Annotated in this window: 11 protein-coding genes; 2 read left to right on the forward strand and 9 right to left on the reverse strand. The window is 67.7% G+C overall.

Annotation, left to right across the window (positions count from 1 at the left end; all coding sequences use genetic code 11):
* Positions 1-21: 21 nt before the first annotated feature.
* The 4 genes from G3N94_RS08605 to G3N94_RS08620 form a co-directional block, all read right to left on the reverse strand.
* Complete coding sequence (locus G3N94_RS08605) at positions 22-861, reverse strand: ABC transporter permease (RefSeq protein WP_205791947.1); 840 nt, start codon at positions 859-861, stop codon at positions 22-24.
* Between the two features lie 37 nt (positions 862-898).
* Complete coding sequence (locus tag G3N94_RS08610; protein WP_205791948.1) at positions 899-2,170, reverse strand: ABC transporter permease; 1,272 nt, start codon at positions 2,168-2,170, stop codon at positions 899-901.
* A 99-nt stretch (positions 2,171-2,269) separates the two neighbouring features.
* On the reverse strand, positions 2,270-3,316 hold the full coding sequence (locus G3N94_RS08615; protein ID WP_205791949.1) for an ABC transporter substrate-binding protein: 1,047 nt from the start codon (positions 3,314-3,316) through the stop codon (positions 2,270-2,272).
* Positions 3,317-3,387: 71 nt separating this feature from the next.
* Positions 3,388-4,494, reverse strand: a complete 1,107-nt coding sequence (locus tag G3N94_RS08620; protein ID WP_205791950.1) for an ABC transporter ATP-binding protein — start codon at positions 4,492-4,494, stop codon at positions 3,388-3,390.
* 107 nt (positions 4,495-4,601) lie between these two features.
* On the opposite strand from G3N94_RS08620, the gene G3N94_RS08625 reads away from it, so the two are divergent.
* Entirely contained in the window at positions 4,602-6,131 is a 1,530-nt protein-coding gene (locus G3N94_RS08625; RefSeq protein WP_205791951.1) for a PLP-dependent aminotransferase family protein, read from the forward strand.
* Positions 6,132-6,159: 28 nt separating this feature from the next.
* On the opposite strand, the gene G3N94_RS08630 is transcribed toward G3N94_RS08625, so the two are convergent.
* The 5 genes from G3N94_RS08630 to G3N94_RS08650 form a co-directional block, all read right to left on the reverse strand.
* Entirely contained in the window at positions 6,160-7,203 is a 1,044-nt protein-coding gene (locus tag G3N94_RS08630; protein WP_205791952.1) for a lipase secretion chaperone, read from the reverse strand.
* 3 nt (positions 7,204-7,206) lie between these two features.
* Positions 7,207-8,301 (reverse strand): triacylglycerol lipase, encoded by a 1,095-nt coding sequence (locus G3N94_RS08635; protein WP_205791953.1) that lies wholly within the window; start codon positions 8,299-8,301, stop codon positions 7,207-7,209.
* Between the two features lie 223 nt (positions 8,302-8,524).
* Complete coding sequence (locus G3N94_RS08640; RefSeq protein ID WP_205791955.1) at positions 8,525-10,687, reverse strand: TonB-dependent copper receptor; 2,163 nt, start codon at positions 10,685-10,687, stop codon at positions 8,525-8,527.
* Between the two features lie 81 nt (positions 10,688-10,768).
* The gene (locus G3N94_RS08645) at positions 10,769-11,137 is read right to left on the reverse strand and encodes a DUF2946 domain-containing protein (protein ID WP_205791957.1); all 369 of its coding nucleotides are present in this window, start codon (positions 11,135-11,137) and stop codon (positions 10,769-10,771) included.
* A gap of 168 nt (positions 11,138-11,305) precedes the next feature.
* Complete coding sequence (locus tag G3N94_RS08650; RefSeq protein ID WP_205791959.1) at positions 11,306-11,842, reverse strand: cytochrome b; 537 nt, start codon at positions 11,840-11,842, stop codon at positions 11,306-11,308.
* A gap of 236 nt (positions 11,843-12,078) precedes the next feature.
* Here G3N94_RS08650 and G3N94_RS08655 point away from each other — a divergent pair, with 236 nt between their 5' ends.
* A complete protein-coding gene (locus G3N94_RS08655; protein WP_205791961.1) occupies positions 12,079-12,717 on the forward strand; it encodes a Pr6Pr family membrane protein in 639 nt (212 codons plus the stop codon).
* Positions 12,718-12,721: the final 4 nt, after the last annotated feature.

Consider the following 12,721-nt stretch of genomic DNA (forward strand, 5'->3'; position numbering starts at 1 on the left):
CGAGCGCCCGCTACGTCGTCGTCAACGTACCGCGCGCGCCGCATTGCGCCCGCGCAGCCATTCGAGCGCGAGCAGCAGGCTCGTCGAGAAGACGATCAGGATCGTCGCGAGCGCGGCGATCGTCGGGCTGATGTTCTCGCGAATCCCGGTAAACATCTGGCGCGGCAGCGTCGTCTGGTCGGCGCCGGCCAGGAACAGCGTGACCACCACTTCGTCGAACGACGTCGCGAACGCGAACAGCGCGCCCGACATCACGCCCGGCGCGATCACCGGCAGCGTCACGCGGAAGAACGTCGTGACCGGATTCGCGCCGAGTGAAAGACTCGCGCGCACGAGGTTGTGGTTGAAGCCCTGCAGCGTCGCCGCGACCGTCGTGACGACGAACGGCACGCCGAGCGCCGCATGCGCGGCGATCAGCCCCGTGTAGGTGTTCGCCAGCCCGAGCGGCGCGAAGAACAGGTACATGCCGACGCCGACCACGACCACCGGCACGATCATCGGCGACAGCAGCACGGCCATCAGCAGCCCCTTGCCGCGGAAGTCGGCTTTCGTGAGACCGATCGCGGCGAGCGTGCCGAGCACGGTCGCGACGACGGTCGCCGACGGCGCGACGATGAAGCTGTTCTTCGCGGCCATCCGCCACTCGTCGGACGCGATCAGGTTCTCGTACCAGCGCATCGAGAAGCCCGGAATCGGATAGACGAGAAACGTGCTCGACGAAAACGACAGCGGCACGATCGCCAGCACCGGCAGGATCAGGTACAGCAGCGTCAGCACGACGAGCGCGCGCAGCGCGACGTACCACGCGCGTTCGGCGAACGACATGTGCGGCGCGAACAGCGGCCTGGCGAGCAGTTTCATGATCGAATCCCCTTCCCTTGTTCGTGGTTGCGCGTGCTCAGCCGAGGCTCACGTTCGAGCGCGTGAAGCGGCCATACACCGCGTACAGCACGAGCGTCGCGGCAAGCAGCAGTCCGCCGAGCGCACACGCCATGCCCCAGTTGATCGTCACGTTCGTGAAGTACGCGACGTAGTAGCTGACCATCTGGTCGTTCGGCCCGCCGAGCAGCGCCGGCGTGATGTAGTAGCCGATCGCGAGGATGAACACGAGCAGCGCGCCCGCGCCGACGCCCGGATAGGTCTGCGGCACGTACACGCGCCAGAACGCGGCGAACGGATGGCTGCCGAGCGAGATCGCCGCGCGCTGGTAGGTCGGCGGGATCGCCTTCATCACGCTGTACAGCGGCAGGATCATGAATGGCAGCAGGATGTGCGTCATCGAGATGTATACGCCGACGCGGTTGAACAGCAGTGCGAGCGGCTGCGAGATCAGCCCGCTGCCGAGCAGCGCCTTGTTGACGAGCCCTTCGCTCTGCAGCAGCACGATCCACGCGGCGACGCGCACCAGCACCGACGTCCAGAACGGAATCAGCACGAGGATCATCACGAGGTTCGCGCGCCGCTCCGACAGCGTCGAGATCCAGTACGCGAGCGGATAGCCGAGCAGCAGCGCGAACAGCGTCACCGCGAAGCCGATCAGCAGCGTGCGGCCGAAGATCGCCAGGTAGATCGACTGGTCCGGATCGGCGGGCACGACGTGGCCGAAGCCGTCCTGCTTGTGATCGAGCGACGCGAGCAGGTAGAACGGCGAGTACGTGCTGCCATTCTTCGCGATCGCCTGCCAGTATGTCGGCTCCGCCCAGCGCGAATCGAGATCGACGAGCTTGCCGCGAATCTGCGCGGGCGTGAGTGCCTGCCCGTTGTCGCCCGCGAGCGGCATCGCGCGCGCGGTCTTCGCGACGAGCGAGCGGTAGCCGGGAATCTCGGTGTTGAGGCGCCGCGCGAGCGCGCCCATCGCCTCGCTGTCCGCGACCTTCGCCATGTCGGCGGCAAGCGCCACGTAAGCGGCGTCGGCGGGTGGCGCCTTGCGGTCCCAGCCGGACAGCGCGGCGACCGTCTTCGGCAGCGCGGTCGCGATCTCCGGATTCTGCACCGCGCGCGTCAGCAGCGCGCCGATCGGCACGACGAAGATCAGCAGCAGGAAGACCGCGAGCGGCGCGACCAGCAGCAGCGCCATCGCACGCTTTTTGGACTCGGCGGTCTTCAGTTCGCGTTTCAGCGCGGCAGTCGACTGCGTCGACGAAGTGGAAGCGATCGTCATCGTATTCAACGGTTCTCTCCGGCCGGACCTGGAATCCGGCGGCGTGCCGCGCGAAGCGCCGCGATGCGCTCGCGTCGCGCGGCCGGTTGCGTCAGGACTGCGACGCGCTTACTTCGAGGCCCATGCCGAGAAGCGCTGCTCGAGCTCGTCGCTGTGGTCGGTCCAGAAACCGATGTCCTGCAGCACCGCGTTCTTGCCGTTGCCCGGCGAGTTCGGCAGGTTCGCGAGCGTCTTCGCGTCGAGCGCCTTGATTGCGGCGACGCTCGCGGGGCCGTACGAGATGTTGTGCGCGTAGTCCTGCTGCGGCTTCGACGTCAGCGTGTACGCGATGTACTGCTCGGCCAGCGCCTTGTTCGGCGAGCCCTTCGGAATCGCCCAGAAGTCGAGATCGTAGATGCTGCCGTTCCAGACCACCTTCAGGTTCTTGCCTTCCTTCTGCGCGGCGCTGATGCGGCCGTTGTACGCGGTCGACATCACGACGTCGCCGGCGACGAGGAACTGCGGCGGCTGCGCGCCCGCCTCCCACCACTGGATGTTCGGCTTCAGCTCGTCGAGCTTCTTGAACGCGCGGTCCTGGCCGGCCTTCGTGCCGAGCACCTTGTAGACGTCCTTCGGCGCGACGCCGTCGGCCATCAGCGCGAACTCGAGGTTGTAGCGCGCGCCCTTGCGCATCCCGCGCTTGCCCGGGAATTTCTTCACGTCCCAGAAGTCGGCCCAGCTCGTCGGCGCGGCCTTCAGCTTGTCCGCGTTGTACGCGAGCGCCGTCGACCACACGAAGAAGCCGACGCCGCAGGTCTGCGGCGATTCCGGAATCAGGTCGGTCTTCTTCGCGATCTTCGCCCAGTCGAGCTTCTCGTACAGCCCTTCGTCGCAGCCGCGGTTCAGGTCGCCCGATTCGACCTCGACCACGTCCCAGTTGACGTGCTTCGCCTCGACCATCGCCTTCACTTTCGCCTGCTCGCCGTTGTATTCGACGGCGGTGACCTTGTTGCCGGTCGACTTCTCGAACGGCTGGTTGAACGCGACCTTCTGCGCGTCGCCGTTCGCGCCGCCGAAGTTGACGACGGTGATCTCGGCCGCCGACGCGGATGCGCCGAACACCGCCAGCGCCAATGCGAACGCCGTGCGGCGCGCCGTGAAGCTTGCTCGATTCATGATGGTTCCTCTCGTGGTGGAAGTGAGCCGTTCTTGTGGACGACGTGCTGTGAAAAAGCGTGAAGCGGCGATTACGCGAAGACGCGCAGATGTTCCGGCGCGAACGCGAGGCCGACCGGCGCGCCGGGCGAAAACGCATCGAGCGCGCCGGTGCCGAGCGGCACCTTGACGAAGCATTCGTCCTGCCCCGGCAGCGCGCAGCGCATGCGCACGTGATCGCCGAAATAGATCAGGCTGCGGGCCTCGCCGGCAAGCAGGTTCGCAGCCGCGCCGTTCGCGAGGCCGTTGCCGTTGTGCTGCATGAGGCTCATCCGCTCGGGACGGATGCACGCGACCGCGGGTGCGCCCGCCGCCGCGTTGCCGATGTTGCGGCCGACGAGCTTCGTGCCGTCGTCGAGACGGAATTCGCAGAACTCGCCGTCAACGTGCGCGACGGTGCCGCGCAGCCGGTTGCTGTCGCCGATGAAGTTCGCGACGAATTCGTTGCACGGCGATTCGTACAGGCGATCGACGGTGTCGAGCTGCTGCACGATGCCCTTGTCGAACACGGCGACGCGGTCCGACATCGTCAGCGCCTCGCCCTGGTCGTGCGTCACGTAGACGAAGGTCACGCCGAGCTTCTCGTGCAGCGCCTTCAGTTCGTACTGCATGTGTTCGCGCAGCTGCTTGTCGAGCGCGCCGAGCGGCTCGTCCATCAGCACGAGCTTCGGCTCGAACACGAGTGCGCGCGCCAGCGCGATGCGCTGCTGCTGGCCGCCCGACAGTTGCGCCGGGTAACGCTTCGCGAAACGTTCCATCTGCACCATCTTCAGCGCATGGGCAACACGCTCGGCGCGCTCGCCGGCCGGCAGCTTGCGCACCGTCAGCGGATACGCGACGTTCTGCTCGACGGTCAGGTGCGGGAATAGCGCATAGTTCTGGAACACCATCCCGATGTTGCGCTTGTGCGGCGGCACGTGGTTCAGCAGCTCGCCGTCGAGCCGGATCTCGCCGCCCGTCGGGAACTCGAAGCCGGCCAGCATCATCAGGCAGGTCGTCTTGCCGGAGCCGGACGGCCCGAGCAGCGTCAGGAATTCTCCTCGGTAGATGTCGAGGTCGAGCGACTTCACGACGAGCGTTTCGCCGTCGTAGGTCTTCCGCACACCGCGGAAACTGACGATCACTTCATCGGTCTTCATCGTGGCTGTCCCCTGCGTTGTGACAGGTTTCATTGAGTTGTAGGCGACTATACGGCGCGCACGGTTCTACAATAGGGAACCATTTCAATATTCCCGGTGGAACCACTTTGGATACCGTGATCCTTGCCGACTGGCTCTCCGCCCGCCTCGACCGCGGCTCGTCCGAGCCGATGTATCGCCAGCTGCTGCAGCAGATGCAGCAGGCGATCCTGACCGGAGAATTGGGGCCAGGAACCAAGCTTCCCAGCTCGCGAACGCTCGCCACCGACCTGTCGATCGCGCGCAATACGGTGCTGCACGTGTACGACCAGCTCACCGCCGAAGGCTACGTGCTGACGACCACCGGCAGCGGCACCTATGTCGCCGATACGCGCCCGGACACCGCGGCAATGCGGGCGCCGGGCGGCGCGCTGCCGCCCCCTTCCGCCGGCGATGCGGCACAGCAGCAGGACGACGCGCAGGCCAGCCTGTCGATGCGAGGCCGGCAGTTGATCGAGCACGCCGGCGTGTCGCGGCGCCAGTGGGGTGCGTTCATGCCGGGCGTGCCGGACGTGTCGGAATTCCCGAGCCGCACGTGGAGCCGCCTGCAGGCGCGGCTATGGAAGGAGGCGAATCCGGAGTTGCTGACGTATGCGCCGGGCGGCGGCTACCGGCCGCTGCGGCGCGCGCTCGCCGATTACCTGCGTGTCGCGCGCTCGGTGAAGTGTTCGCCGGACCAGGTGATCATCACGACGGGCATCCACCAGTCGATCGATCTCGCGGTGCGGCTGCTGTCCGACATCGGCGATCGCGCGTGGGTCGAAGAGCCCTGCTACTGGGGCGTGCGCAGCGTGCTGCAGGCGGCCGGGCTGACGCTCACGCCGGTGCCCGTCGACCAGGAAGGGCTCGACCCGCGCGCGAGCGACCTGCAGCATCCGCCGCGGCTCGTGCTCGTCACGCCATCGCACCAGTATCCGCTCGGGATGGTGATGAGCCTCGCGCGCCGCCGCATGCTGCTCGAATATGCGCGACAGCATCGCTGCTGGATCATCGAGGACGACTACGACAGCGAGTTCCGCTACGGCAGCCGGCCGCTCGCGTCGCTGCAGGGGCTCGACGAAGGCGGGCGCGTGATCTACGTCGGCAGCCTCGGCAAGATGCTGTTCCCGGGCCTGCGGATGGGCTACATGGTCGTGCCCGAGCATCTCGTCGACACGTTCCGCACCGGTTTGTCGGAGCTGTATCGAGAAGGCCAGCTGATGCAGCAGGCGGTGCTCGCCGAATTCATCATGGACGGCTACCTGACCTCGCACGTGCGGCGCATGCGCACGCTGTACGGCGAGCGGCGGCAGCTGCTGATCGACGCGATCCATGCGCGCTTCGGCGACGCGCTGCCGGTGATGGGCGACGAAGCGGGCCTGCATCTCGTGCTCGGCCTGCCCGAGTCCTGCGACGATCGCGTGATCACGCAGAGTGCGTTCGACGCCGGCGTGATCGTGCGACCGCTGACGGGCTACTACAGCAGCCCGGCCACCGCGCGTCCGGGCCTGCTGCTCGGCTATGCGTGCGTTGCGCACGAAGGCATCGGCCCGGCGTTCGACACGCTCGCGACGACGATCGAGCAACACCTGCCGACGCGCGTCACGCGCGCGGCGTGAGCCGGTTTGCCGCGCCCGCCGGCGCGTTCTATCGCGACGGCGCAGCCGCCGCGCCGCGATCGAGCGACGCCGCGCGCAACGCTTCGCCGGGCTTCGTGAAGATGCGCTGCCGCAGCGCCGCAACCTGCGCGTCGCGATCCTGCGGCGACAACCCTGCCGCATCGATCTGCGCGCGCTGCGCCGCATAGTCCGCGTAACGGCTCTGCCACGCGACGTCGTCCTGCTGCAGGCGCGCGACGCGCTCGGCAACCTGCGGCCCGAGCGACTGCGTCAATTGCGCACGCATCGCATCCGGCGTTGCGCCCGCTTGCTGCAGTTGCGCGATCTGCGCGATCGCGGCCTGCTGCCGCGCGATACGCTGCTGCGCGGTGCGTTCGTCAGCCGGCAGCTGCTGGTCGAGCGCCGCGAGCCGCTCGGCCTTCTGCGCGTCGGTCAGCGTGCGGTCCTGCGTGATCTTCAGCCGCGCGAGATCGTAGCGCTGACGCCATTGTTCCGCGCCGAAGAACGGTTCGCTCCAGTCGCCGAGCGTCCGGTACGCGATCGACGCGCGCTGGTCGAGCGCGAGCTGCAGCGCGCTGACGTCGAACTTGTTCGGCACGCCGCCCGCATCCGGCAGCTTGGCGAGCGCCGCCAGATACGCGCGGTAGCGATGCCAGACGTCGAGCGCTTCCGCCTGCGCGACCGTGCCGTCGAGCTGCGCGGCGATCTCGCGCTCGACGAGCGCATCGAGCGCGGCCGCGCTCAGGTCGCTCTGCGCGGTCAGGCAATAGTCGAAGAAATCGCGCACCGCGCGCACTTTCGCGAGATGGCCGGCCGGATCGAGCGGCAGGCGCGGCGCGCTCGATCCAGCGAGCGACGCCGGCAGGCTCGCGCCGTCCGGCGCGGCCGCCGCCTGCATCACGCCAGCCGTGCCGCCTGCGGTCGCCGCATCGCCGGACAGGTGCGCGGCATGCGGGCCGCGCGGCGTGGCCACACCGTGCCACAGCGCAACGCCAGCCGCCGCGACCGCACCCACGGCCGCATACACTGCAACGCGCCGCACGAGCGGCGCGCGTCCCTCACGTGCGGCCATCGATCACACGCCCGCGAGTTTCAGCCGGTTCGCGTGCGTGCGGATCACCGCGACCGGATCCTCCGCATAGGCACCGCGCACGCCGAGCAGCTGGTTGATCTCGTCGACGTGGTTCCACTTGTAGCGCGTGCTCAGCACCTGCCCGAACAGCGCGCTGCACTTCGACACCACGCCGTCGTTCTGGCCCGCGCCGCGATTGATCATCACCGTGCCGCTGCCGAGCAGCGCGAGCGTCGAAGGATCGAGCGCGTTCGCCGGATCGACGACCGGGATCGTGCTCGTGTCCTGCGCCCCCGTGACCCCGAACGCCGAGATCGTCGGCTGAATCGCGGTGCCGGCCCACGAATACAGCAGATGCGTGTTGCCGCTGACCGTCTCCGTCGCCGCACCGGTCTGGCACGAGCCGGGCGCGCCGAGGCCCGCGCTCGGATAGTTCTGGTTGAACGTCGCGGCCTGCGACGTGGTCAGCGTCTTCAGCGCGGCGAGCGCGTCCTGATTGGTGTTGAGCGTGCTGCTCGTCAGGATGCCGAACACATTGACGAAGGCCGCGATCACGGACGACGACAACCCGGTCGGGTCATACGCAAGCACGCCCTGAACGAAATCGGCGAATTCCGAGCCTCGGTGCGGCGTGCCGATCGTCGTCACCGATGCGACGAGCTCCGGCGCGACGGCGGCGACGTAGCGCGACGTCAGCCCGCCCTGGCTGTGGCCGACCAGGTTGACCTTGGTCGCGCCGGTCGCGGCCAGCACCTGCTTCACGTAGGCGAGCAACTGTTCGCCGCGGCCGTTCGGGCCGTCGTCGCTCTGGTAGCCCGACAGGTTCGCGACGTAGACCGTCGCGCCGCGCTGCTGCAGGTCCTCCTGGATGCCGTACCAGTACTCGAGCACGCCGGCGTACTTGTCGGTGCCCGTCAGCCCGTGCACGAGAATGATCGGGTACTGCGTCGCCGCATAATTGTCGATGGGCGCGGTCGCCGCTGCCGCCGCGCGCGTCGTCGCGGCCGTCATCGCCGCGGTCAGCCCCGCGAACGGCGCTGCGCTCATCGCGCATGCCACTGCCCCTGCCACCACCCTCGAACGCATCGATCTGGCCATGCATGTTCTCCTGTTGTTTTGTCCTGCTGGTGCGAGTGAGATCGTGTCGACGCGCTCAGGCGCGCTCGTGTGCACCGATGCGCCGACTGCGGGAGTGAAACACGACCGGCGAACGTTTGCGCCCCTCTAGATACGGTTCTCTAATCGGTTGACGCGGGCGCCCCGATCCGGCGGGGCGCCCGTGCAAACGCATGCTGCACTGCACACGCAGCACGCGCGGCGCTTACATCTTCGCGCTGATCCGCACCCACGCGGTGCGCCCCGGCTCGGTCACCGGCGTGTTGGCCGCGTAGCCGAAGCCCGCGTTGCCCGCGAGGTTCAGGTGCTCCGTGTAGGCCTTGTCGAGCAGGTTGTCGACGCCGACGGACAGTTGCACGGTCTTGCTGAGGTTGTATTGAGCATGCAGCGACAGCACGCCGAAGCCCGCGCTCGGACCGAAATCCTTGCCGACGACGTTGCCCTCGTTCAGCGCAAAGCGACGCTGCGGCGCAACGACCCGCCACAGCCCGCCGGCCGACCATGCGCCGCGCGTGTACTCGAGCCCGAAACGCGCCTCGAGCGGCGGCATCTGCGGCAGCGGATCGCCGCTCGCCACGTTGCGCCCCCACGCATACGCGAGCGACGTCTCGACGCGCAGCGGCGCGACCGGCCGCCAGGCGACGCCCGCCTCGCCGCCCATGATCTGCGCATTGACGTTGGTCGCCTGCGTGGTCGCGCCCATCATGCCGGCCGAGTAATTGAACAGGATGAAGTCCTGCACGTAGCCCGCGTACGCGGACACCCATGCATCGAGCCGGTCGCTGCGGTATTGCGCGCCGATGTCGAGCTGCGTCGTCTTCTCGGGCCTGATCGCCGAGAACGCATTGATCGAACCGTCCGGCCCGCGCTTCGCGGAAAACAGCTCCCAGTAGTCGGGAAAGCGCTCCGCATGGCCGATCCCCGCGTACCACGTGACCGGCAGCGCCGCGAGATCCCGCTCGTAGCGGATGAAGCCGCTCGGCAGCACGCGGGAGCGGTCGTCTTCGAACGTCGGGTTCGGCTTGCCCATCATGCCGCCCGTCGTCGGCCGCTTGTCGCGCGCGCTCGCATAGTCGACGCGCGCGCCGCCGATCACGCGCGACGCATCGTTCGCATACCAGGTCAGCTCACCGAATGCGCCCGTATTCCACATCGTCGTCTGCGCACTCCATGGCTTGTCCGCGTAGTTCTGGCGGCCCATCGCCGAGCGCGATTCGAGCTGGTTCGACTGCGCGTCGACGCCCGCGACGAGCTTGAAATCGTCGGCGAAACGGAACGTCGCCGCGGCCCGTGCGCCGAACGTGCGCCGCCGCACTTCCGACGCCATCCGCATCGGCATGCTGCTCGTCGGGTCGGGCTGCCGCAACGTGTAGTTGTCCATCACATGATCGGCTTCGTTGTAGTACACGCGCGCCTCGACCCGATCGAGCACGTCGCCGATGTGCTGCTTGTCGAACGACAGGCCGAACGTCTCGCGGCGGAAATGCGCGCCGTCCATCCCGCGGCCCGCGTAGCGCGCATAGCCGTCGCCGCCGCCCGCCGTCAGCTCGACGCGCGTATGGGCGTCGGGCGTCCAGCCGAATGCGGCGTCCGCATTCCACTTGTCCCATTGCGACGGCACCGTGCGGCCGTTGCCGTCCTCGTAGTCGTCCGAATGCGCGTGATTCGCGGTCACGCGACCGTACACGTCCGGCGTGCCGGCCGTCACGTCGATGTTCTGGTCGTTGCGGCCGAACGAGCCGCCAACGAGACTGCCATCGAAACGCATGCCGGGCTTGTCGAAGCGCCGCGTCGTGCGCTCGAACAGCACCGTGCCGGCCGACGCGCCGGGGCCGTACAGCACCGTCTGCGGCCCCTTCACGACGGTGAGCTTGTCGTAGCTTTCCGGCGCGATGTACGACGTCGGCGCGTCCATCCGGCCCGGACACGCGCCGAGCGTCGGCATCCCGTTCGCGAGGATGTTCAGCCGCGAGCCGAACATCCCGCGCAGCACCGCGTCGCCGTTCGTGCCGCCGCTGCGGATCGACGCGAAACCGGGAATCGTCTTCAGGTAATCCGCGCCGTCGCTGGCGGGCAGCGGCTGGCGCGGCGTCTTCGGATTGGTGACGATGACGAGCGGCGTCGTCAGCGGCGACGCGACGACCTCGATCGGCGGCAGCATCGGCGCCGCATCGGCCTGCGCGGCCGGGTTCGTGTCGGCCGCATGCACGGCCCCGCTTGTGGCCCCGGTCGCGGCCCCGGTTGCGGCGCACGCCGCGGTCATCGCGCCGGCGGCAAGCGCCGGCATCGTGAGTTTCAACATCAGCGGCGCACGCCGCGAACCAGTATTGCGCGGCGCCGATTGCGCGCGCAATTGAAGAATGATCATGATCGAAAGCCCGAGTAACGCCCTCCACGCGATCAATGGATCGCACGGATATCGGCGGAATGAGAAACGGAAGAAAACGCGTCAGGCGTTCTCGGGCGGTGCGCGCGGATACGCGCGCGGATAGCGGGCGACGCTCGCCGCGACCGCGACGGGCGCGGCGGCGGACGGAGCCGGAAGGAAGACGGGGAGATCCGGCGCGACGGACGGGCCGCCGATTGCCGGGCTGTGCGAGAAGAAACTGCAGTAGCCGCACGCATCGAGATGCAGCGCATGTTGATGCGCGCCGCCAGCGTCGGGCGAGCGATGGGCGTCATGCTCTGCACTGCAGACGATCGCATCCGGTGCCGATGCCTGTGCAACACGCCACTGCGATGCCAGCGGCGCCACGATCGCGAACCAGATCGCGAGCATGCCCAGCCAGGCAGTCAGGGTGCGATGTCGGTTCGGCATGTGCGGCGTCGATCGGGCGAGAGTAAGCGGAATGTAAATCAGCCCGAATGTTACAGAATCTTCAGCTCATTGGCCAGTGCGATGCAGTCCCAAAAATGCACCGGGGGCGCATGGTTGTTTGCACAACCATGCGCCCCCGGCATCGTGCGGCGATTCGGCCGCGACAGATCACGGCGCCATGCGGCGCATCATGCCGTCGCGTCGGACGTAATGGTGATAGATCGCGGCCAGCGCGTGCAGGCCGATCACGAAATAGAACGCGTTGCCGATCAGCTCGTGCGCATCCTTGACGGTCGGCCGCAGCGCCTTGTCGGGCCCGACCAGCGTGAACGACACGCCGAGCCAGTCGAGCGATACCGGCTTGCCACCGAGGTTGATCATCAGGATGCCGAGCAGCGGCTGCGCGATGATGAACGCGTACAGCGCGACGTGCGTGAGCTTCGCGAGCCACTGCAGCAGCGCCGGCTGCGGTACCGGCTCCGGCACCCGGCTGACCGCCCGCCACAATATCCGCAACACCGACAGCAGCAGCACGCAGGTGCCCGCGGTGAGGTGCACGTTCATCCAGAACACGCGGCTGTCGCTGCCTTTCGGCCCGCGGATCTCGATTGCGAGATAGGCGAGCGCGACGAGCACGAAGATCGCCCAGTGAAAGAAGATCGCGGGTGTGCTGTAGCGCGTCTGTTTGGCGAGGATGTTTTTCATGCTCGGTCCCGTCTTGTATTGGGGGAATCGGCTGCGGCGGACGCTGGCCCGCGCCCGGTGCGCCAGCAGCGATTGTAGCGGCATGAGCCGCACGATGGTCCGACGCGGTCAAATATCCGAAGAATCCGTCACGCCCGAACGGCATACGATGGCATGCGACGACATGTGCGGAAACGCATCACACGCGGGTGCGGCTGTGGCACGATGGAGCTTTAGCGTCGATGTCGTGCAGCATCATGGGCAAAGTGTACTTCGTTGCAGCCTACCGGCTGATTGCCGCGCTGCTCGCCTTGTCCACGACGCTGCACGGCATCGCCGGCCGCTGGGGCATGCCCGCGTTTCATCTCGGCAATTACCTGAGCTATTTCACGCAGCTGAGCAGCCTCTACGCCGCGACCATGCTGTGCGCAGGGCTCTGGCGCGCCACCCGCCCCCCGGTTTCGCCGCGCTACGAATCGATGCGCGGCGCCGCCGTGCTGTACATGCTGATCACCGCAATCGTCTACGAACTGCTGCTGGCCCGTCTCGACGCGCTGCGGCACATCACCCCGCCCCTCCACAACTGGGTGCTGCACCGGATCGTGCCGCTCGTCGTGCTCGGCGACTGGCTGTACGTCGAGCCGCGCTCGCCGATTTCATGGCAGAGCGCGGCCGCGTGGCTCGGCTTTCCGATCGTCTATCTCGCGTACACGCTCGTACGCGGCTCGTGGGAAAACTGGTATCCGTATCCGTTCGTCGACCCGCGGCTGCATGGCTATCTGCCCGTTGCACTGCAATGCTCGCTGATCGCGCTCGGCTCGACCCTGCTCGCGATGGCGATCCGCTGGCTCGGCAACCGGCAGCGGCAGGTCGACGCGACGACGAAGGAACACTGAACGG

The sequence above is a fragment of the Burkholderia sp. Ac-20353 genome, assembly GCF_017104785.1.
Taxonomy (GTDB): Bacteria; Pseudomonadota; Gammaproteobacteria; order Burkholderiales; family Burkholderiaceae; genus Burkholderia.